This is a genomic window from Rugosimonospora africana (assembly GCF_016862975.1).
GTDB lineage: Bacteria > Actinomycetota > Actinomycetes > Mycobacteriales > Micromonosporaceae > Rugosimonospora > Rugosimonospora africana.
Genome location: NZ_BONZ01000006.1, coordinates 41,824 through 61,756, shown reverse-complemented (window position 1 = coordinate 61,756; position 19,933 = coordinate 41,824). Strand labels below are relative to the sequence as shown.

General features: G+C 68.6%; 30 protein-coding genes, 1 pseudogene and 1 riboswitch. Of the genes and pseudogenes, 30 read left to right on the top strand and 1 reads right to left on the bottom strand.

All coding sequences use genetic code 11. From position 1 onward, the window contains the following. Positions 1 to 14: 14 nt before the first annotated feature. The 28 genes and pseudogenes from rpsS (at position 15) to truA (ending at position 15,796) form a co-directional block, all read left to right on the top strand. Positions 15 to 296: a 30S ribosomal protein S19 gene (rpsS, locus tag Raf01_RS02015; protein ID WP_203915952.1), complete on the top strand. Its 282-nt coding sequence runs from the start codon at positions 15 to 17 to the stop codon at positions 294 to 296. 32 nt (positions 297 to 328) lie between these two features. Continuing rightward, positions 329 to 781, top strand: a pseudogene (gene rplV, locus Raf01_RS02010) (50S ribosomal protein L22); the annotation flags it as partial. Positions 782 to 891: 110 nt separating this feature from the next. Continuing rightward, entirely contained in the window at positions 892 to 1,743 is an 852-nt protein-coding gene (gene rpsC, locus Raf01_RS02005) for a 30S ribosomal protein S3 (RefSeq protein ID WP_203915950.1), read from the top strand. A 3-nt stretch (positions 1,744 to 1,746) separates the two neighbouring features. Next, on the top strand, positions 1,747 to 2,172 hold the full coding sequence (rplP, locus tag Raf01_RS02000) for a 50S ribosomal protein L16 (protein ID WP_203915949.1): 426 nt from the start codon (positions 1,747 to 1,749) through the stop codon (positions 2,170 to 2,172). Next, positions 2,172 to 2,408 (top strand): 50S ribosomal protein L29, encoded by a 237-nt coding sequence (gene rpmC / locus Raf01_RS01995; RefSeq protein WP_203915948.1) that lies wholly within the window; start codon positions 2,172 to 2,174, stop codon positions 2,406 to 2,408. Before rplP ends, rpmC begins: the two co-directional genes overlap by 1 nt. Beyond that, entirely contained in the window at positions 2,405 to 2,680 is a 276-nt protein-coding gene (rpsQ, locus tag Raf01_RS01990) for a 30S ribosomal protein S17 (RefSeq protein ID WP_203915947.1), read from the top strand. Before rpmC ends, rpsQ begins: the two co-directional genes overlap by 4 nt. Positions 2,681 to 2,774: 94 nt before the next feature. Continuing rightward, positions 2,775 to 3,143 (top strand): 50S ribosomal protein L14, encoded by a 369-nt coding sequence (gene rplN, locus Raf01_RS01985; protein WP_203915946.1) that lies wholly within the window; start codon positions 2,775 to 2,777, stop codon positions 3,141 to 3,143. A 3-nt stretch (positions 3,144 to 3,146) separates the two neighbouring features. Continuing rightward, complete coding sequence (gene rplX / locus Raf01_RS01980) at positions 3,147 to 3,461, top strand: 50S ribosomal protein L24 (RefSeq protein WP_203915945.1); 315 nt, start codon at positions 3,147 to 3,149, stop codon at positions 3,459 to 3,461. Then, positions 3,461 to 4,063 (top strand): 50S ribosomal protein L5, encoded by a 603-nt coding sequence (gene rplE / locus Raf01_RS01975; RefSeq protein ID WP_203915944.1) that lies wholly within the window; start codon positions 3,461 to 3,463, stop codon positions 4,061 to 4,063. Before rplX ends, rplE begins: the two co-directional genes overlap by 1 nt. Positions 4,064 to 4,065: 2 nt before the next feature. Continuing rightward, entirely contained in the window at positions 4,066 to 4,251 is a 186-nt protein-coding gene (locus Raf01_RS01970; RefSeq protein WP_203915943.1) for a type Z 30S ribosomal protein S14, read from the top strand. Positions 4,252 to 4,309: 58 nt separating this feature from the next. Continuing rightward, the gene (gene rpsH / locus Raf01_RS01965) at positions 4,310 to 4,717 is read left to right on the top strand and encodes a 30S ribosomal protein S8 (protein ID WP_203915942.1); all 408 of its coding nucleotides are present in this window, start codon (positions 4,310 to 4,312) and stop codon (positions 4,715 to 4,717) included. A gap of 17 nt (positions 4,718 to 4,734) precedes the next feature. Then, complete coding sequence (gene rplF, locus Raf01_RS01960) at positions 4,735 to 5,277, top strand: 50S ribosomal protein L6 (RefSeq protein WP_203915941.1); 543 nt, start codon at positions 4,735 to 4,737, stop codon at positions 5,275 to 5,277. A 58-nt stretch (positions 5,278 to 5,335) separates the two neighbouring features. After that, a complete protein-coding gene (gene rplR, locus Raf01_RS01955) occupies positions 5,336 to 5,731 on the top strand; it encodes a 50S ribosomal protein L18 (RefSeq protein ID WP_444544540.1) in 396 nt (131 codons plus the stop codon). Between the two features lie 15 nt (positions 5,732 to 5,746). After that, positions 5,747 to 6,367 (top strand): 30S ribosomal protein S5, encoded by a 621-nt coding sequence (gene rpsE, locus Raf01_RS01950; protein ID WP_203915940.1) that lies wholly within the window; start codon positions 5,747 to 5,749, stop codon positions 6,365 to 6,367. Then, entirely contained in the window at positions 6,367 to 6,549 is a 183-nt protein-coding gene (gene rpmD, locus Raf01_RS01945) for a 50S ribosomal protein L30 (protein WP_203916133.1), read from the top strand. The genes rpsE and rpmD overlap by 1 nt, the downstream gene beginning before the upstream one ends. Further along, positions 6,549 to 6,992 carry a 50S ribosomal protein L15 gene (gene rplO, locus Raf01_RS01940; protein WP_203915939.1) on the top strand — a complete coding sequence of 148 codons (444 nt, stop codon included), beginning with the start codon at positions 6,549 to 6,551 and terminating at the stop codon, positions 6,990 to 6,992. Before rpmD ends, rplO begins: the two co-directional genes overlap by 1 nt. 274 nt (positions 6,993 to 7,266) lie before the next feature. Further along, complete coding sequence (gene secY, locus Raf01_RS01935) at positions 7,267 to 8,589, top strand: preprotein translocase subunit SecY (protein ID WP_203915938.1); 1,323 nt, start codon at positions 7,267 to 7,269, stop codon at positions 8,587 to 8,589. A gap of 115 nt (positions 8,590 to 8,704) precedes the next feature. Next, on the top strand, positions 8,705 to 9,358 hold the full coding sequence (locus tag Raf01_RS01930; RefSeq protein ID WP_203915937.1) for an adenylate kinase: 654 nt from the start codon (positions 8,705 to 8,707) through the stop codon (positions 9,356 to 9,358). Positions 9,359 to 9,366: 8 nt separating this feature from the next. Then, the gene (map, locus tag Raf01_RS01925; RefSeq protein ID WP_203915936.1) at positions 9,367 to 10,206 is read left to right on the top strand and encodes a type I methionyl aminopeptidase; all 840 of its coding nucleotides are present in this window, start codon (positions 9,367 to 9,369) and stop codon (positions 10,204 to 10,206) included. A gap of 64 nt (positions 10,207 to 10,270) precedes the next feature. Next, positions 10,271 to 10,879, top strand: a complete 609-nt coding sequence (locus Raf01_RS01920; protein WP_203915935.1) for a DUF1707 SHOCT-like domain-containing protein — start codon at positions 10,271 to 10,273, stop codon at positions 10,877 to 10,879. A 225-nt stretch (positions 10,880 to 11,104) separates the two neighbouring features. Next, on the top strand, positions 11,105 to 11,326 hold the full coding sequence (gene infA, locus Raf01_RS01915) for a translation initiation factor IF-1 (protein WP_007073013.1): 222 nt from the start codon (positions 11,105 to 11,107) through the stop codon (positions 11,324 to 11,326). Between the two features lie 28 nt (positions 11,327 to 11,354). Then, positions 11,355 to 11,471 (top strand): 50S ribosomal protein L36, encoded by a 117-nt coding sequence (gene rpmJ, locus Raf01_RS01910; RefSeq protein ID WP_203915934.1) that lies wholly within the window; start codon positions 11,355 to 11,357, stop codon positions 11,469 to 11,471. Between the two features lie 160 nt (positions 11,472 to 11,631). Beyond that, entirely contained in the window at positions 11,632 to 12,012 is a 381-nt protein-coding gene (gene rpsM, locus Raf01_RS01905) for a 30S ribosomal protein S13 (protein WP_203915933.1), read from the top strand. A 144-nt stretch (positions 12,013 to 12,156) separates the two neighbouring features. Next, the gene (rpsK, locus tag Raf01_RS01900) at positions 12,157 to 12,564 is read left to right on the top strand and encodes a 30S ribosomal protein S11 (protein ID WP_203915932.1); all 408 of its coding nucleotides are present in this window, start codon (positions 12,157 to 12,159) and stop codon (positions 12,562 to 12,564) included. Positions 12,565 to 12,580: 16 nt separating this feature from the next. Continuing rightward, positions 12,581 to 13,207, top strand: a complete 627-nt coding sequence (rpsD, locus tag Raf01_RS01895) for a 30S ribosomal protein S4 (protein WP_203915931.1) — start codon at positions 12,581 to 12,583, stop codon at positions 13,205 to 13,207. 88 nt (positions 13,208 to 13,295) lie between these two features. Next, positions 13,296 to 14,318, top strand: coding sequence for a DNA-directed RNA polymerase subunit alpha (locus Raf01_RS01890; RefSeq protein WP_203915930.1), 1,023 nt, complete (start codon positions 13,296 to 13,298; stop codon positions 14,316 to 14,318). A gap of 27 nt (positions 14,319 to 14,345) precedes the next feature. Continuing rightward, positions 14,346 to 14,906: a 50S ribosomal protein L17 gene (rplQ, locus tag Raf01_RS01885; protein ID WP_203915929.1), complete on the top strand. Its 561-nt coding sequence runs from the start codon at positions 14,346 to 14,348 to the stop codon at positions 14,904 to 14,906. Positions 14,907 to 14,986: 80 nt separating this feature from the next. Further along, positions 14,987 to 15,796: a tRNA pseudouridine(38-40) synthase TruA gene (gene truA / locus Raf01_RS01880; protein ID WP_239133316.1), complete on the top strand. Its 810-nt coding sequence runs from the start codon at positions 14,987 to 14,989 to the stop codon at positions 15,794 to 15,796. Here truA and Raf01_RS01875 read toward each other — a convergent pair. After that, the gene (locus tag Raf01_RS01875; RefSeq protein ID WP_203915927.1) at positions 15,785 to 17,263 is read right to left on the bottom strand and encodes a hypothetical protein; all 1,479 of its coding nucleotides are present in this window, start codon (positions 17,261 to 17,263) and stop codon (positions 15,785 to 15,787) included. The genes truA and Raf01_RS01875 overlap by 12 nt on opposite strands. A 66-nt stretch (positions 17,264 to 17,329) precedes the next feature. On the opposite strand from Raf01_RS01875, the gene Raf01_RS01870 reads away from it, so the two are divergent. Both Raf01_RS01870 and Raf01_RS01865 read left to right on the top strand, forming a co-directional pair. Continuing rightward, positions 17,330 to 17,938, top strand: a complete 609-nt coding sequence (locus tag Raf01_RS01870) for a class I SAM-dependent methyltransferase (protein WP_203915926.1) — start codon at positions 17,330 to 17,332, stop codon at positions 17,936 to 17,938. A gap of 43 nt (positions 17,939 to 17,981) precedes the next feature. After that, a complete protein-coding gene (locus Raf01_RS01865) occupies positions 17,982 to 19,625 on the top strand; it encodes an ABC-F family ATP-binding cassette domain-containing protein (protein WP_203915925.1) in 1,644 nt (547 codons plus the stop codon). 76 nt (positions 19,626 to 19,701) lie between these two features. Next, positions 19,702 to 19,812, top strand: a riboswitch (TPP riboswitch). The last annotated feature ends 121 nt before the right edge of the window (positions 19,813 to 19,933 follow it).

The window sequence follows — 19,933 nt, the reverse complement described above, 5'->3', positions numbered from 1 at the left end:
GGTTCTGAGTAGATATGCCTCGCAGCCTGAAGAAGGGCCCGTTCGTCGACGACCACCTGATGAAGAAGGTGGAAGCGCAGAACGACAGGAACTCCAAGAACGTCATCAAGACCTGGTCGCGACGGTCGACGATCACCCCCGAGATGCTCGGGCACACGATCGCCGTTCACGACGGGCGCAAGCACGTGCCCGTGTACGTGACCGAGTCGATGGTCGGCCACAAGCTCGGCGAGTTCGCTCTGACCCGCACGTTCAAGGGTCACGAGAAGGACGACCGCAAGAGCCGGCGCCGGTAAGCGGACCAGCGGACAGTTAGGTAAGGACACCGATGCCAACGAACACGCAACGCCGACCCGCGAGCTCTGGCGACGCCGTGCTGCCGGGCGCCCGTGCGGTTGCCAGGCACGTGCGCATGTCCGCGACGAAGGCGCGCCGCGTGGTCGACCTCGTCCGCGGGCTGCCCGCGAAGGACGCGCTGACCGTGCTGCAGTTCGCGCCGCAGGCCGCCAGCGAACCGGTCTACAAGGTGCTGGCTTCAGCGATCGCGAACGCCGAGAACAACGAGCGGCTCGACCCCGACTCGCTGCTGGTCAGCGAGGCGTATGTCGACGAGGGCCCGACGCTCAAGCGGTTCCGGCCGCGGGCGCAGGGCCGGGCGTACCGGATCCGCAAGCGGACCTGCCACATCACCATCGCGGTGGAGTCGGTCCAGGCCGGGCCGATCCGGCCGGTGAAGAAGGCGGCGGCTCAGGCGCAGCCGGCCGAGCCGGTGGCCACCGAGGAACCGGCCGCCACCGAGGCGCCCGCGAAGAAGGCAGCCAAGAAGGCGCCGGCGAAGAAGCCGGCCGCCAAGAACACCACAGCGGCTGCTGCCGAGGAGGAGACCGAGTAATGGGTCAGAAGGTTCACCCGCACGGGTTCCGGCTCGGCATCTCGACGGACTGGAAGAGCCGCTGGTACGCCGACAAGCTGTACAAGGACTACATCGCCGAGGACGTACGGATCCGGCGCATGATGTCCCGCGGCCTGGAGCGGGCCGGCATCTCCAAGGTGGACATCGAGCGCACCCGGGACCGGGTCCGCATCGACATCCACACCGCCCGTCCGGGCATCGTCATCGGCCGTAAGGGTGCCGAGGCGGACCGGATCCGTGGCGAGCTGGAGAAGCTGACCGGCAAGCAGGTCCAGCTGAACATCCTCGAGGTGAAGAGCCCCGAGTCGGATGCCCAGCTGGTCGCGCAGGGCATCGCCGAGCAGCTGTCCAGCCGGGTCAGCTTCCGGCGGGCGATGCGCAAGGCGATGCAGTCGGCGATGAAGAACCCGATGGTCAAGGGCATCCGGGTGCAGTGTGGCGGTCGCCTGGGCGGCGCGGAGATGTCGCGTAGCGAGTTCTACCGCGAGGGCCGGGTTCCGCTGCACACGCTGCGGGCCAACATCGACTACGGGTTCTTCGAGGCCCGTACCACCTTCGGCCGGATCGGCGTGAAGGTCTGGATCTACAAGGGCGATGCGGTACCCGGCCGGGAAGCTCCGGCGGAGACGGGTCCGTCGCGTCCGCGCCGCGAGCGTGGCGACCGTCCCGAGCGTCCGCGCAGGCTGCGTTCCGGGTCGTCGGGCACCACGCAGGGCGGTACCGAGGCGGGCCGCGCGGCCGCCGAGCCGACCAGTACGGGCGGCCCGGTCGCGGTGAGTACCGAAGCTGGCGAGGCTCCTGCCGCGCCGGTAGAGCAGCAGGAGGGCTGAAACATGCTGATGCCGCGTAAGCCCCCGAAGGGCTTCCGCAAGCCGCACCACCCGGACCGGCACGGTGCGGCGAAGGGCGGTACCCGGGTGGCGTTCGGCGAGTTCGGCATTCAGGCGCTTGAGCCGGCGTACGTCACGAACCGGCAGATCGAGGCCGCTCGTATCGCAATGAACCGGCACATCCGGCGTGGTGGAAAGGTCTGGATCACGATCTTCCCGGACCAGGCCATCACGAAGAAGCCGGCGGAAACCCGGATGGGTTCCGGTAAGGGCTCACCGGAGTGGTGGGTGGCGAACATCAAGCCGGGGCGGATTCTCTTCGAGATGTCCTTCCCGAACGAGGCGATCGCCCGCGAGGCGCTTCGCCGCGCCATTCACAAGCTTCCGATGAAGTGCCGCATCGTCACACGCGAAGGGGCTGAGGGCTGATGGCAGCGGGCACAACGGCTGTCGAGCTGCGCGAGTTGTCCGAGGACGACCTCGTCACGCGGCTGCGAGAGGCCAAGGCTGAGCTGTTCAACCTGCGTGTGCAGGGCGCGACCGGGCAGCTGGACAACAACCGGCGGCTCCAGGTCATCCGCAAGGAGATCGCCCGGATCTACACGATCATGCGGGAGCGCGAGCTGGGTCTTTCGGCCGCGCCGACTGAGGTGGTTGAGGCATGAGTACCGACACTGACACCGCCCCGCGGAACCGCCGCAAGGTGCGCGAGGGCTACGTGGTCAGCGACAAGATGGACAAGACGGTTGTCGTCGAGGTCGAGGACCGGGTCAAGCACCCGCTGTACGGCAAGGTGCTTCGCCGGACGAGCAAGCTGAAGGCGCACGACGAGCAGAACGCGTGCGGCATCGGCGACCGGGTGCTGCTGATGGAGACCCGTCCGCTGTCCGCGACCAAGCGGTGGCGGATCGTGGAGATCCTCGAGAAGGCCAAGTGAGCGAGCACCTTCAGCGAGCTCACCAGTAGGCAGGACGTTCCGCCAAGCTCCGCCGTCGTCGGCGGCGGAGAACTGGCAGACATAGGAGAATGACGTGATCCAGCAGGAGACGCGGCTGCGCGTCGCCGACAACACCGGGGCTCGGGAGATCCTGTGCATCCGGGTGCTCGGTGGCTCCGGCCGGCGCTACGCCAGCATCGGCGATGTCATCGTGGCCACCGTCAAGGACGCCATTCCGGGTGCCGGTGTGAAGAAGGGCGACGTCGTCAAGGCGGTCGTCGTGCGCACGGCCAAGGAGAGGCGCCGCCCGGACGGCTCGTACATCCGCTTCGACGAGAACGCCGCCGTGATCATCAGGGACGGTGGCGACCCGCGGGGTACCCGCATCTTCGGCCCGGTTGGCCGTGAGCTGCGGGACAAGCGGTTCATGAAGATCATCTCGCTCGCACCGGAGGTGTTGTAGGCCGTGAAGGTCAAGAAGGGCGACACGGTCATGGTCATCGCCGGCCGGGACAGGGGCATGAAGGGCAAGGTCATCGCGGCCTACCCGCGCCTGGACAAGGTCCTCGTCGAAGGCGTGAACCGGGTCAAGAAGCACACTCGCATCCGCACCACCCAGCGTGGCTCGAAGACCGGGGGCATCGTCACCCAGGAGGCGCCCATCCACGTCTCGAACGTGATGGTCGTCGACTCGGACGGCGCGCCGACCCGTATCGGCTACCGCATCGACGACAACGGCTCGAAGATTCGCGTCGCGCGCCGTTCCGGTAAGGACCTGTGATGACTGACGTCAAGACTCGAAGCGACGAGACCACCGCCGCGCCCCAGCCGCGCCTGAAGGAGCGGTACCGCAGCGACATCGTGGGCCAGCTGCGTGAGCAGTACGGCTACGGGAACCCGATGCAGGTGCCGGGCCTGGTGAAGATCGTCGTCAACATGGGTGTCGGCGAGGCTGCCCGGGACGCCAAGCTGATCGACGGCGCCGTCCGCGACCTGGCCGCGATCACCGGCCAGAAGCCGCAGGTACGGCGGGCGACCAAGTCGATCGCGCAGTTCAAGCTGCGCGAGGGCATGCCGATCGGCGCGAAGGTGACCCTGCGCGGCGACCGGATGTGGGAGTTCCTGGACCGGCTGCTGTCGATCGCGCTACCGCGTATCCGTGACTTCCGCGGCCTGGACGGCCGCAAGCTGGACGGCCACGGCAACTACACGTTCGGTCTGACCGAGCAGTCGGTGTTCCACGAGATCGACCAGGACCGGATCGATCGCACCAGGGGCATGGACATCACCGTGGTGACCACCGCGCGCACGGACGCGGAGGGTCGGGCGCTGCTGAGGCTGCTCGGCTTCCCGTTCCGTGAGGACCAGAGCAAGGAGAGCTGACCATGGCCAAGAAGGCGCTGATCATCAAAGCGGCCGCGAAGCCGAAGTTCTCGGTGCGCGCGTACACCCGCTGCCAGCGGTGCGGGCGGCCCAAGGCGGTATACCGCAAGTTCGGGTTGTGCCGCGTGTGCATCCGGGAGATGGGCCACCGTGGCGAGCTCCCCGGCGTATCGAAAGCTTCCTGGTAGATGACTCTTCGCCGAAGGCCCGGACAGGGAACCGCGGCGAGAAAGGTACGACCTGACCATGACCATGACTGATCCGATCGCGGACATGCTGACCCGGGTGCGCAACGCCAACCAGGCGTACCACGACCGGGTGGCCATGCCGTACTCGAAGATCAAGGCGAACATCGCCGAGGTCCTCAAGGCCGAGGGGTACATCTCCAGCTGGTCGGTAGAGGAGCCGGCGGAGGGCGTTGTCGGCAAGACCCTCTCGGTGGACCTCAAGTACGGCCCGAACCGCGAGCGCAGCCTGGCCGGGATCCGCCGGGTCTCGAAGCCCGGCCTGCGGGTGTACGTGAAGGCGCCGGAGCTGCCGCGGGTACTCGGTGGACTGGGTGTCGCGATCGTCTCGACGTCCCAGGGACTGCTGACCGACCGGCAGGCCCGCAAGCGAAACGTGGGCGGGGAAGTCCTCGCCTGGGTCTGGTAGCGGGAGGGCTGCACAACATGTCGCGCATTGGACGCAAGCCGATCACGGTGCCCACCGGGGTAGACGTGACCATCAACGGCCAGACCGTGACCGTCAAGGGCCCGAAGGGGCAGCTGTCGCACACGCTGGCGGATCCGATCACGGCCGAGCGGACCGAGGACGGCACGCTCAACGTGGTACGCCCGAACGACGAGCGCCGCTCGAAGGAGCTGCACGGCCTGTCGCGCACCCTGGTCAACAACATGATCGTGGGCGTGACCACCGGATACCGGAAGACCCTGGAGATCAACGGGACGGGTTACCGGGTCCAGGCCAAGGGGCAGGACCTGGAGTTCGCTCTGGGCTTCTCGCACCCGGTGACGGTGGCCGCGCCGGACGGCATCAAGTTCTCCGTCGAGCGCCCGACCGTGTTCAGCGTCGAGGGCATCGACAAGCAGCAGGTCGGTGAGGTCGCCGCGAACATCCGGAAGATCCGGCCGCCGGAGCCCTACAAGGGCAAGGGCGTGAAGTACCAGGGCGAGGTCATCCGCCGCAAGGCTGGAAAGGCCGGTAAGAAGTGAGCTCGGCGAGGACGCTGGCAACGGTTCTGGTTGCGAGCGAAGAGAGGTTGGCGGGGCTGTGACGGCTACGTTGTTAAAGAGGCGCAACGGTGGCGGAGTGGCCTCCACGCGCCGGGTCGGCAAGGCACGCCGGCACTTCCGGGTCCGCAAGAACATCCGCGGTTCCGCCGAGCGCCCGCGCCTGGTGGTGTCCCGGTCGCTCCGGCACATCGTGGCCCAGGTCGTGGACGACGCGCAGGGGCGCACCCTGGCGTCGGCCTCCACCATGGACGCCTCGATCCGAGGCACCGAGGGTGCCAAGAGCGATCAGGCCCGTAAGGTCGGCGCGCTGCTGGCCGACCGGGCCAAGGCCGCTGGCGTCAGCAAGGTCGTCTTCGACCGCGGTGGCAACAAGTACGTCGGCAGGCTCGCTGCTCTGGCCGACGCCGCCCGCGAAAACGGACTCGAGTTCTAGGAAGGAGAACGCTTCATGCCAGGTCAACAGCGCAGAGGCGGCGGGTCCGGCAGCTCCGAGGGTGGCGGCAACCGCCGCGACAACCGTCGCGAGGGCGGCCGGGGTAACGCGCCGGTCGAGAAGACCCCGCACCTCGAGCGCGTCGTCACGATCAACCGCGTCGCCAAGGTCGTCAAGGGCGGTCGCCGGTTCAGCTTCACCGCGCTCGTCGTGGTGGGCGACGGTGACGGCACGGTCGGCGTCGGGTACGGGAAGGCCAAGGAGGTGCCCGCGGCCATCGCCAAGGGCGTCGAGGAGGCCAAGAAGCACTTCTTCAAGGTGCCCCGGATCACGTCGTCGATCCCGCACCCGGTACAGGGTGAGGACGCCGCGGGCGTAGTGCTGCTCAAGCCGGCCAGCGCCGGTACCGGTGTCATCGCCGGTGGTCCGGTGCGTGCCGTGCTGGAGTGCGCGGGCATCCACGACGTGCTCTCCAAGAGCCTCGGTTCGTCGAACCCGATCAACATCGTGCACGCGACCGTGAACGCCCTGCGGAAGCTGGAGTCGCCCGAGGCGGTCGCCGCCCGTCGCGGTCTTCCGGTCGAGGATGTCGCGCCGGCGGCCATGCTGGCCGCGCGTGCCGGAGCGGGGGCGTGATGGCCCGCTTGAAGGTGACCCAGGTCCGGTCCGAGATCGGGTCGAAGCGCAACCAGCGCGAGACGCTGCGCACGCTCGGCCTGAAGCGGATCAATGACGTGGTGGTCAAGGAGGACCGCCCCGAGATTCGGGGCATGATCTTCACCGTGAACCACCTCGTGAAGATCGAGGAGGTCGAGTAATGACGATCAAGGTCCACCACCTGCGTCCGGCCCCGGGCGCGAAGACGCCGAAGACCCGGGTGGGTCGTGGTGAGGGTTCGAAGGGTAAGACAGCCGGTCGCGGTACCAAGGGCACCAAGGCCCGGTACCAGGTTCCGGCGGCCTTCGAAGGTGGGCAGATGCCCATCCACATGCGGCTGCCGAAGCTCAAGGGATTCAAGAACAAGTTCAAGGTGACGTTCCAGGTGGTCAACCTGGACCGGCTCGCCGAGCTGTTCCCCAAGGGCGGTCAGGTCGGTATCACCGAACTGGTCGAGGCCGGTGCGGTTCGCAAGGGCCAGCCGGTGAAGGTTCTCGGTACCGGGGAACTGGGCGGAGTGACGCTCCAGGTGTCGGCGAACGCGTTCAGCGCGTCGGCGAAGGAGAAGATCGAGGCCAACGGCGGGTCGGCTACGGAAGTCTGACCCCGTGAGGCCACGGACTCGGCTGCCAGGCCCACTCCGATCGGGGTGGGCCTGGCGCGGTCGGTCCGGGACTTGTCGAGGTTGGCGGGGTCCGCACGGTTGCGATCGCGGCCGGCGGGCGCCATGATCTTCAATTGGTGGCTGACGATGTGTCATCCACCCCTCACCGAACTCGGAGCGGACTGTTAGAGTCCGTTCCCAGCTAGGCTTTTGTTCTACGCCCTGGCCATAGACCCCGCAGCACCGCGGGCCCGCGCCGCGCAGGAGGAAGAAGTTGCTCTCCGCCTTTCTCAGTGCGTTCCGAACGCCTGACCTGCGTAAGAAGCTGCTCTTCACGCTGGGGATGATCGTTATATACCGGCTCGGCGCCACTCTGCCGAGTCCCGGTGTGTCCTACGGCAACGTCCAGCAGTGCATCAAGCTAGTGCAGAACGGCAGCAACGGCGTCTTCAGCCTGCTGAACCTGTTCTCCGGTGGCGCGCTACTGCAGCTGTCGGTGTTCGCGCTGGGCATCATGCCGTACATCACCGCGAGCATCATCCTGCAGCTGCTCACCGTCGTGATCCCCCGCCTGGAGCAGCTCCGCAAGGAGGGGCAGGCCGGCCAGGCCAAGATCACGCAGTACACCCGGTACCTGACCCTGGGCCTCGCGATTCTCCAGGCGTCGGCGTTCGTCGCACTGGCCCGGTCGGGGCAGCTGTTCAACAACCAGTGCGATCAGTTCCCGGCGATCCCGCAGACCAAGATCCCCATGTGGCTCACGGTCAGCGTCATCGTCATCACGATGACGGCCGGCACCGGTGTGATCATGTGGCTCGGTGAGATGGTCACCGACAAGGGGATCGGCAACGGCATGTCCGTGCTGATCTTCACGTCGATCGCGGCTCGGCTTCCCTCCGAGGGTTGGTCGATCAAGACCAGCCGGGGTTGGCCCGTGTTCGCGCTGATCATCGCGATCGGCCTGATCGTGATCACCGCAGTCGTCTTCATGGAGCAGGCTCAGCGCCGGGTTCCGGTGCAGTACGCGAAACGTATGGTCGGGCGACGAATGTACGGCGGCACGTCCACGTACATCCCGTTGAAGGTGAACCAGGCCGGTGTCATCCCGGTGATCTTCGCGTCCTCGCTGCTGTACCTGCCGCAGCTGGCGCTCCAGTTGATGGACGCGAACCATCCGAACGCGCTCTACACGTTCATCGACCGCCACCTGATCAAGCAGAACGACTGGGTCAACATCACGGTCTACTTCCTGTTGATCCTGTTCTTCACGTACTTCTACGTCTCGATCACGTTCAACCCGACCGAGGTCGCGGACAACATGAAGAAGTACGGCGGCTTCGTCCCGGGCATCCGGCCCGGCAAGCCGACGTCCGAGTACCTCGACTTCATCCTGAGCCGGATCACCGCTCCGGGCGCTCTGTACCTGGCGATCATCGCGGTGCTGCCGAACCTGTTCATGGGCCTCGTGGGTAACAACAAGCAGAACTTCCCGTTCGGTGGCACGGCCGTCTTGATCATCGTCGGTGTCGGCCTGGAGACCGTGAAACAGATCGAGAGCCAGCTCATGCAGCGCAACTATGAAGGGTTCCTGAGGTAGTGAGCGGGCTGACCCGACTGCTGCGCCGCGCCGCGAGTGCCTTCGCGGCGCCGCGCGCTATGTGGAGCGAGTTGTCACCGGGCCGGGCCTCGGCCGGTCGGGGAGGTGGCGTCGCGTGAGGCTGGTACTTGTCGGTCCTCCCGGCGCGGGCAAGGGAACCCAAGCGGAGTTCATCGCGGCCCACCTCGCGGTACCCAAGATCTCGACCGGGGACATCTTCCGGGCCAATGTCGGCCAGGGCACGCCGCTGGGCGTCGAGGCGAAGCGCTACATGGACGCCGGCCAGCTCGTACCCGACGAGGTGACCATCAACATGGTCCGGGAGCGCCTGGCCGAGCCGGACGCCGGCGACGGGTTCCTGCTCGACGGGTTCCCGCGCACCCTGCCGCAGGCCGCCGCGCTCGACAAGCTCCTCGCCGACCTGGGCACCCAGCTGGACCTCGTGCTCGAGCTGGTGGTCGACGACGACGAGGTGATCCGGAGGCTGTCCGGCCGGCGGCAGTGCCGCGGCTGCGGCAAGATCTGGCACGTCGAGTTCGACGCTCCGAGCCAGGAGGCGGCCTGTGACCGCTGCGGCGGCGAGCTGTACCAGCGGGACGACGACAAGCCCCATGTGATCGCCGAGCGTTTGAAGGTCTACTCCCGGGACACCGCTCCCTTGGTGGACTACTACGGCGCACAGAACAAGCTGGTCGGCATCGACGCGACCGGGCCGGTCGAGGACGTCACGGTACGGGCGATCGACGCACTCCGCTCGTACGGTGGATGAGCGTACGTATGCGAGCCGCAACACTGGACATCCAGTACAAAACGCCCGAACAGTTGCTCAAGATGAGGGCCGCCGGTCTCGTGGTGGCGGACACCCTGGCGAAGCTGCGGGACGCCGTGGCGCCCGGAGTCAGCACCGGTGACCTTGACGCCCTGGCCGAGGAGAACATCCGGGCGGCCGGCGGGGTGCCCTCGTTCAAGGGGTACTACGGATATCCGGGCACGATCTGCTCGTCGGTCAACCAGCAGATCGTGCACGCCATCCCGTCGCCGACACAGGTGCTGGCCGAAGGCGACCTGATCTCGATCGACTGTGGCGCGATCCTCGACGGGTGGCACGGCGACGCCGCCATCACGGTGGGCGTGGGCGAGATCAAGCCGAATCTGAGCCGGGCGATCGAGGTCGCGGAGAACTCCATGTGGGCGGGCATCGCCGCCGCGGCACGGGGCGTCCGGTCCGGTCGCGGCCGGCTCACCGACATCTCCGCCGCCATCGAGGCACACTTGCGCGGAGCCGGCCGGTACGGGATCGTCCGCGGGTACGGCGGCCACGGCATCGGTACCGAGATGCACCAGGATCCGCACGTGCTCAACTACGGTCGAGCCGGCAAGGGGCCCCGGCTGGTCGCCGGGCTGGCGCTGGCCATCGAGCCGATGATCACGATGGGCGCGGCCGACACCGTCGAACTGTCGGACGGCTGGACCGTGATCACCCGGGACGGCTCGACCGCGGTACACGTCGAGCACTCGATCGGCCTGTACGAGGACGGGGTCTGGGTGTTCACCGCCGAGGACGGGGGCCGCGAGCGGCTCGGCGAGCTGCTGACCTCGCACGTCACCGACGCCTGACCTGCAGCCGCCGGCTCGGGGAAACCCGCATTGGCGTCCGCTTGCCGAGGCGTGGGAAGCTTTGATGGTGGCGGAAGGGCGTGACGACCTGCGAGCGGCCGACTCGGACCGGCAGTTCGTAGCTGATCGATTGCGTACGGCGCTTAACGAGGGCCGCCTGGACCTGTCCGAGTATGACGAGCGGCTGCAGCGCGCGTATGCCGCGAAGACCTACGGCGAACTCGACCGGGTGCTCGACGACTTGCCGCGCACGGCCAGTCCGGAGCAGTCGGCGGTCGCGCCGGCGGCGCCCGGGCCGTCCGGACCGTCGGGGGCTCAGGCCGGATACGGGACGCCTGTCCCGCCGGCGGCCGAGCAGCAGCGTCGCAAGGGACGGTCGCCGCTGTTGCTCGCGATGTGGGGCGGTTGGCTGTCCACCACGCTGATTTGCATGGTGATCTACGTGGCCAGCGACTTCGGCGGGTACCCGTGGCCGGTCTGGGTTGCCGGCCCGTGGGGCGCGATCTTGCTCGGCCGGACGATCATGGCGTACGCCAGTGGCGACCCGCACACCTATCTGGCCGCTGAGCAGGAGCGCCAGCAGCAGCGCAAGGATCGGGAGCGGGACCGACGCCAGGACCGCTGGGAGCGGCACCAGGACCGCTGGGACCGGCGCCGGGATCGCTGGCGGTAGTCGCTCGAAGGCCCGGTGTCAACCGACGCGCCGGTCCTCCGGAGTGAGTTTGCCGCTGGCGTGTTGGTACGCGTACACTATTTTTTCGGCGCACAGCGTCCGCACTGTCATGCCTGCCCTGCGCTTCGGCGGCGTGATGGTTCCGCGGCTGGCGTAAATGTCCTCTGGCATTTGCGATGGACTCTGTGAGCCTGTCATCAAACTGGACGTCAGGTAGCGGAGGACATGCCGAAAAAAGACGGGGCCATCGAGATCGAGGGCCGAGTGATCGAGCCACTTCCGAACGCCATGTTCCGGGTCGAGCTCGCTAATGGGCACAAGGTCTTGGCACACATCAGCGGCAAGATGCGGCAGCACTACATCCGTATTCTGCCGGAAGACCGGGTCGTGGTGGAGCTTTCACCGTACGACCTCACCCGTGGCCGCATCGTCTACCGATACAAGTGACGTCCGGTTGACCAATGAGGGGTAACCAGTGAAGGTCAAGCCGAGCGTTAAGCGGATCTGCAACAACTGCCGGGTGATCCGCCGGCATGGCCGGGTCATGATCATCTGCAAGACCGACCCGCGTCACAAGCAGCGTCAGGGCTGACGCCCGGGCACTGCCCGTAGCACAAGACAGGTTCGTCCCAGCCGCGGTTCGTCCACTCGATGGACAGCGGCTGACCCCCGGTGGGAGGCCGGGGCCCTACCCGGGCAGGTAGGGGTGGGACGGGCACAGACCTCCACGAGCACGAGGAGCACGCCCATCCATGGCACGTCTAGTCGGCGTTGATCTTCCCCGCGAGAAGCGGATGGAGATCGCGCTTACCTACATTTTCGGGGTCGGCCGCACCCGCGCCGCCGAGGCGCTCACCGCGACCAGCATCGACCCCGGCAAGCGGGTCAAGGACCTGACCGACGAAGAGTTGGTTCAGCTCCGCGACTACATCGAAGCCAACTTCCGGATCGAAGGTGACCTGCGCCGCGAGATCGCCGCGGACATCCGGCGCAAGGTCGAGATCGGGTGCTACCAGGGCATCCGTCACCGCCGGGGCCTCCCGGTGCGCGGCCAGCGGACCCGTACCAACGCGCGTACGCGCAAGGGCCCGAAGAAGGTCGTAGCCAACAAGAAGAAGCCCGGCAAGAAGTAACAATCAGGAGCGCTCGGTCCGCCGGCGACTCCGGGACGCAACTGGCCGCCCAGCGGTGCCGTTCGAGCACCGCGTGGGGACGGCCGTTGACGGACCGGAACGGCGTCACCGCCAGCGGATCGATTCAGGAGGACTACGAAGCTTATGCCGCCGAAGGCACGCACCGGCGCCGCCGTCAAGAAGGTACGGCGCAAGGAACGCAAGAACGTCGCGCACGGACAGGCGCACATCAAGAGCACCTTCAACAACACGATCGTGTCGATCACCGACCCGACCGGGGCCGTCATCTCCTGGGCGTCTGCCGGCCAGGTCGGCTTCAAGGGTTCGCGCAAGTCGACCCCGTTCGCCGCGCAGCTGGCCGCCGAGGCCGCCGCGCGGCGTGCGATGGAGCACGGCATGCGCAAGGTCGATGTGTTCGTGAAGGGTCCGGGCTCCGGCCGGGAGACCGCCATCCGCTCGCTGCAGGCCGTCGGGCTTGAGGTCGGCACGATCGCCGATGTCACGCCGCAGCCGCACAACGGGTGCCGTCCGCCGAAGCGTCGCCGGGTCTGAGAAGGAATAGATAGAGATGGCTCGTTACACAGGTGCCGACTGCCGCCGTTGCCGTCGGGAGAAGATGAAGCTGTTCCTCAAGGGCAGCAAGTGCGATGGGCCGAAGTGCCCGTTCGAGTCGCGCCCCTTCCCGCCCGGCCAGCACGGCCGTGGTCGTCCGAAGGAGACCGAGTACCTGCTCCAGCTGCGTGAGAAGCAGAAGGCCCGCCGGGTGTACGGCGTGCTGGAGCGCCAGTTCCAGGCGGTCTACGACGACGCCGTCCGCAAGCCGGGCAAGACCGGTGAGGTCATGCTCCAGATCCTGGAGTCCCGGCTGGACAACGTCGTCTACCGCGCCGGCTACGCCAAGTCCCGGGACATGGCCCGCCAGCTGGTCAAGCACGGCCACTTCGTGGTCAACGGCACGAAGGTCGACGTCCCGTCCTACCGGGTTCGCGAACACGACATCATCGAGGTCCGGGAGAAGTCCCGCCAGCTGACCCCGTTCATCATCGCTGTCGCCGAGGCCGGTTCCCGGACGGTGCCGGCGTGGCTGGAGGCGATCCCCAGCCAGCTGAAGATCCTCGTGCACACTCTCCCGGCTCGGCAGGTCATCGACACGCAGATCCAGGAGCAGCTCATCGTCGAGTACTACTCGAAGTAAGAGCTTTCGGCGGCCGCCCGGCCTGGGCGGCCGCCACACAAGCGTTGGCGTCAAATAGCGGGCGCCCGACGTATCGGAGGAAAAGCAAGTGCTCATCACTCAGCGGCCGTCCCTCAACGAGGAGCCGATCAGCGAGACCCGGTCGCGGTTCACCATCGAACCGCTGGAGCCGGGCTTCGGGTACACCCTGGGCAACTCCCTGCGGCGTACCTTGCTGTCGTCCATTCCGGGCGCGGCCGTCACCAGCATCAAGGTTGACGGCGTCCTGCACGAGTTCACCACGATCCCCGGTGTCAAGGAGGACGTGGTCGAGCTGGTCATGAACGTCAAGGAGCTGTGCGTCAGCTCCGAGCACGACGAGCCGGTGTCGATGTACCTGCGCAAGCAGGGCCCCGGCGACGTCACCGCCGGAGACATCCAGCCCCCGGCCGGGGTGTCGGTGCACAACGCCGACCTGAAGCTGGCCACGTTGAACGGCAAGGGTCGGCTGGACATGGAGCTGACCGTCGAGCGCGGTCGCGGCTACGTCACCGCCTCGCAGAACAAGCAGGCCGGCGCCGAGATCGGCCGGATCCCGGTCGACTCGATCTACTCGCCGGTCATGAAGGTCACGTACCGCGTCGAGGCGACCCGCGTCGAGCAGCGTACCGACTTCGACAAGCTCATCATCGACGTCGAGACCAAGGCTTCGATCACCCCGCGTACCGCGCTGGCCTCGGCCGGCTCGACCCTGGTCGAGCTGTTCGGGCTGGCCCGCGAGCTGGACGAGACGGCCGACCACATCGACATCGGCCCCTCGCCGCAGGACGCGCAGATGGCCGCCGATCTGGCGCTGCCCATCGAGGAGCTGGACCTGACCGTCCGCTCGTACAACTGCCTCAAGCGTGAGGGCATCAACACCGTCGGCGAGCTGATCGGCCGCACCGAGGCGGATCTGCTCGACATCAGGAACTTCGGTCAGAAGTCCATCGATGAGGTCAAGATGAAGCTGGCCGGGATGGGTCTGGGGCTGAAGGACTCCGCTCCGACCTTCGACCCGACCCACGTCGTCGACACCTTCTCTGACGTGGACTACGACACCGACGACTACCGCGAGACCGAGCAGCTCTGAGCCGCTGCCCCTGTAGAAGGAGCACCAATGCCCACGCCCACCAAGGGCCCCCGCCTCGGCGGCAGCCCCGCGCACGAGCGGCTGATGCTGGCGAACCTCGCCACGTCACTGTTCAGGCACGGAAAGATCACGACCACCGAGACGAAGGCCAAGCGGCTGCGCCCGCTCGCCGAGCAGCTCATCACCAAGGCCAAGCGCGGTGATCTGCACGCTCGGCGGCATGTGCTGACCGTGGTCCGGGACAAGGACGTGGTTTACACGCTGTTCGACCAGATCGCACCCCGGTTCGCGAACCGCGAGGGTGGCTACACGCGGATCGTGAAGACCGGTCCGCGCAAGGGTGACGCCGCGCCGATGGCGATCATCGAGCTGGTCGAGGAGCTGACCGTCGCGCCGACCAAGGCCGCGCCCGGCCGGGCTGCTGCCCGCAAGGCGGCCCGGGCCGACGCGGTTGCCGCACTGGCCGGTGAGGAGACCGAGGCCACCGGTACCGCCGCGGTGCCGGCCGAGGACGAGCCGGCGGCGAACGAGCCGCTGGCCTCGGCCGACTCGGCGGACGACGTCGAGCCCGAGGACAACAAGTCCTGAGCGAAGGCACGAACGAGCCCGGCGTTCCCGATGGGGGCGCCGGGCTCGTCGCCGCCTGGGGGCCGGCCGATCCGGCCGCGCTGGTCCGGGTGCGGTTGGACGTGGCCTACGACGGTACGGACTTTTCCGGCTGGGCCGTTCAGCCCGGGCGCCGCACCGTGGCCGGCGTGCTGGCCGCCGAACTCGTCCGGGTCCTCGGCGAGATCGAGGGGCTGACCGTCGCCGGGCGCACTGACGCCGGCGTACACGCGACCGGGCAGGTCTGCCACGTTGACGTACCGGTGGCGGCCTGGGCGGGCCGTAGCGGCAATCTGGTACGGCGGCTGGCCCGTCTCCTGCCGCCCGACGTCCGGGTACGGGTCGCGACCGAGGTACCGGCCAGCTTCGACGCGCGCTTCTCGGCGCTGTCCCGTCGCTACGAGTACCGGGTGACCGACGCGTCCTGGGGCGCCGACCCGCTGCGGTCCCGGTACCTGCTGGCCTGGCCCCGGCCGCTGGACCTGGCGGCGATGAACGACGCCTCCGCCCGGCTTCTCGGGGAGCACGACTTCGCGGCGTTCTGCCGGCGCAAGGAGAACGCGACGACCATCCGGGCGATCAGCCAGCTTGCCTGGCGGCGGGAACCGGACGGTGTGCTGGTCGCGACGGTACAGGCGGACGCGTTCTGCCAGGCGATGGTACGGAGCCTGGTCGGCGCGCTGCTCGCGGTCGGGGACGGCCGGCGCCCGGTACCGTGGCCGGCCGGGCTGCTGGACCGCACCGTACGGGCGAACGAGGTGACGGTCGCGCCGGCCCAAGGACTCACCCTGGTGGCCGTCGAGTACCCGGGCAGCGAGCCGGGGTACGCCGCCCGAGCGGAGATCACCCGGAACCGGCGGTCACTTCTGTGACGGCGCGTTCGACCCGCTGGGCGCCGGGCGGGGGCTGATCCGGTCGGCGATGACCGTGCCCTTGAGATCGATCTCGACCATGTCGTTGATGATCTTCGTGGTGGCCTGGTCGCCGGAGTCGATCGGCTTGCCGTCGCTCCGCGCGACCACGCAGTAGACCAGGAAGTGGCCCTCATGGTCCCAGCCGAGCTGCGTCGCGGACGAAGCGATGACATCCGTCCCGCTGCCGGCCGCCAGGCCGGGGAACCGGCCCTTCTTGCCACCCACGCTGGCGTCTATGGCGTCGTCGGCCGCCTGGGCGCCGGCCTTGTCCCGCAGGTTGAAGATGCCCGTCGTGATCACGTAGGTCTTGTCGGGCGAGAACACCGTGGCGCGGACCACCTGCGTGCAGCCCTGGTTGGTCATCAGCGTGGCCAGGTCGCCCACGGCCCCGATGCCGCAGTTGCCGGTCTCCTCGGACTTGATCACCTGGTAGGGCGGTCCGGCCGGATCCGGGGCGATCGCCGCGGCCGGGAAGACCTCGGTGGTGCTCAGCGGCTTGGGATCGACCTGCTGGTTGGAGATGTCGTGCTTGGCCTTGTCGGACCCGTGCGCGCTCGCCGAGCCGGACCCGTGGTCATTGATCATGAATAGCGTGCCGGCCGTTCCGACGGCCACCAGCGCGACGACGGTCACGCCGCCGAGGATCGACATCCAGAGCTTGCTGGGCAGCCGGTCGCCGTCCTTCCCGGTCCGGCCGTTGCCGCGGTTACCCGCGGACGCACTGCCGGCGGCCCGGCTGGGCGTGGCGACGCCGGCCCGCGCGGAGCCCGATCGGCGTCCGGCGTCGTCCGGGCCACGCCCGTAGCCCGGGTTGCCGTATTCGCCGGCCGGCCGGCCCCGGTCGGACCAGCCGCCCTCGTGCGGGTCCTGGCTGCCCGGGCTCGGCCAGCTCGGCTCGGCCTCGGGCCTGCCCCGGGACGGCCACGACGGGCGGTACTGCGGCGGCGGGGGCACGTGTGCGGGCGGGTATCCGGGGCCGGACGGCTCGCGGCGCTCGCCCCTGCCGCCCGAGGAGTATGTGCCGGGGTCGGACGGGCGTGCGCCGGGGACCGATGCCCTGCCGCCGGAGGAGTACACGCCCGGGCCGGATCCGCGCGCCGGGCCTGGGCCGGCGTCCCGACCGCCGGGCGGGTAGTTGCCCGGCACCGAGGCGCGACCGCCCGAGGACGGGCTTCCGGGGACCGAGGCGCGACCGCCCGGGACCGATGCCCTGCCGCCCGACGCGTATCTGCCGGGTGCCGAGCCTCGTTGCTGCGGGCGCCAGTCGCCACCGGAAGGGTCGTCACGCTCCGGAGTCGGCCACTCGCCGCCGCTTCCGCCCTGGTGGTCGTCCGGTTCGTACGCGCGTCGCCGTCCACGGCCCCCTGGGTCCGGCTCGGATGGCGTCTGCCATCCCTCTGGGGAGTCGCCGTACCCATAAGTCATGACGGAAAGGTTACCGAAGGGCGGCCGATCGCGGGCAACTGATAGGTCCGGTCCACAATTCATCGAGTGACCGGTGACCATCACTTCAGCGCCGACCCAAATGCCCAGGCAGCCGGCCAGACGGTGACTTTCGAGGCCGGCGGGCGCGAGTTCACGCTGGCGGCGTCGAGCCGGGCTGTCTCGGCCCAGCGGCTCGACCCGGGTGCCGCGGTGCTGTTGCGCAAGGCCCCGTTGCCCGGCCCGCGCGGCGGCGTGTACCTGGACCTCGGCTGCGGGTACGGGGCGATCACCGCGGTGCTGGCCGCGTCGTCGCCGGCCGTCCGGGTGTACGCGGTGGACGTGGACCCTCGGGCGCTGGAACTGGTCGCGCGGAACGCGGCGGCGCTGGGACTGAGCGACCGGATTATCCCGGCCACGCCGGATCGGGTGCCGGATGAGGTGGTTTTCGACGAAATCTGGAGCGACCCGCCCATCCGGATCGGCAAGGCGGAGCTGCACGAGATGCTGCTGCGATGGCTGCCCCGGCTGGCCCGGCACGGTACGGCCTGGCTGGTCGTGGACCGGCACCTCGGCGGGGACTCGCTCCAGGCGTGGCTGTCGAGTCAGGGGTACCAGGTGGAGCGGTGCGCGTCGCAGAAGGGGTACCGAGTGCTCTCCGTCGCGCACGCAGAGTAATTGGGGTGACGTGGCGCCGCGCCGTGGCCACAATTCGATAACCATGGGGTACGTCGACGTCGCCGGAGTGGCGCACACGCTGGCCGATGGACGGGTGCTGTTCGCCGACGTCTCCTTCCGGGTCGGCGACGGCGCGAAGATCGCGCTGGTCGGCCCGAACGGTACGGGTAAGACGACGTTGCTGCGCATGGTCGCCGGAGACCTCCCGGTGAAGACCGGCGTGATCGCGCGCTCCGGTGGGCTGGGCGTGATGCGCCAGTTCATCGGGATGATCGACGACGACCGCACGCTGAACGACCTCGCGCTCTCGCTGGCGGCGCCTCGCGTCCGGGCAGCCGGTGAGCGGCTCGCCGAGGCCGAGCGGGCGGTGCAGGCCGCCGCCGCGAACGAAAAGGCGCAGCTGCGGTACGCCGACGCGCTGGCCGGGTGGGGTGAGGCCGGCGGGTACGACGCGGAGGTGCTGTTCGACACGGCCGCGGTCGCCGCGCTCGGCCTGCCCTGGGACGCGGTACGGGACCGAAGGGTCGGCACCTGCTCCGGTGGGCAGCAGAAGCGGTTCGCGCTGGAGTTGCTCCTGCGCGGCGGCGACGAGGTCCTGCTGCTCGACGAGCCGGACAACTTCCTGGACGTACCGGCCAAGCGCTGGTTGGAAAGCCGGCTGGCGGAGTCCGGGAAGTCGGTGCTGTACGTGTCGCACGACCGTGAGCTGCTGGCCCGCACCGCCGACCGGGTGGTGGCGGTCGAGGGCGGTTCGGCCTGGGTACACCCCGGGGGTTTCGCGTCCTGGCACGAGGCTCGGTCGGATCGGCACGAGCGGCTGGAGCGCGATCGGCGGCGCTGGGATGAGGAACGCGAGAAGCTGCGCGCGCAGATGCTGATGTACAAGCAGAAGGCGTCGTACAACTCGGACATGGCGTCGCGGTACCAGTCGGCGCAGACCAAGCTGCGCAAGTTCGAGGAGGCCGGGCCACCGCCGTTGCCGCCGCGCGAGCAGGACATCCGGATGCGGCTGTCCGGCGGGCGTACCGGCCGGCGCGCGGTGATCTGTGAGGAGCTGGAGTTGGACGGGTTGACCTACCCGTTCAATCTGGAGGTCTGGTACGGCGACCGGGTGGCGGTGCTGGGCGGCAACGGTACCGGCAAGTCGCACTTCCTCCGGCTGCTGGCCGCCGGCGGTACCGATCCGGACGCGTCCGCCCTGTCGGTGGTGGAGCCGGTGGCGGCGTCGGGTACGGCGCGGCTCGGCGCGCGAGTCGTGCCCGGGCACTTCTCGCAGACCCATGACCGGCCCGACCTGGTCAACCGCACACTGGTCGACATCCTGTGGCGGGGCAGCGAGCGCCGTGCCGGGATGGACCGCCATGCCGCGATGAAGGTGCTCGGCCGGTACGAACTCGCCGGCCAGGGCGACCAGTTGTTCGGCACGCTGTCCGGCGGCCAGCAGGCCCGGTTCCTGGTGCTGCTGCTGGAGTGTGACGGGGCGACGCTGCTCCTGCTCGACGAGCCGACCGACAACCTCGACCTGGCGTCGGCCGAGGCGCTGGAGGAGGGCCTGCGGGGCTACGAGGGGACGGTCGTCGCGGTCACCCACGACCGCTGGTTCACCCGTTCCTTCGACCGGTTCCTGCTGTTCCAGGGCGACGGCGAGGTCGTCGAAACGCCGGAACCGACCTGGGATGTCGGCTGAACCAGGCCGGCCAGGTACTTCGAGACACGGCCTAACATTGCGTCCGGCGGCCATCACGCTTAGCGTCGGTACACACACAAAATTCCACGGGAGCCCGGGGCACCGGGCTGAGAGTGGGGCTGGCGCGCCCCTGACCGTCACACCTGATCCGGGTAATGCCGGCGCAGGGAGGAGCGGCGGTGAGCCCATGCACACGCCGGTTGCGTCTCGTCCCGAGTGCGCGTCGGGATGGAGATCCGGCGCCTGAGGTCCGCGCGGCGGTTCTGACGGGCACACCCTTCCTGCAAGTACGGATCGCAGATGCCATT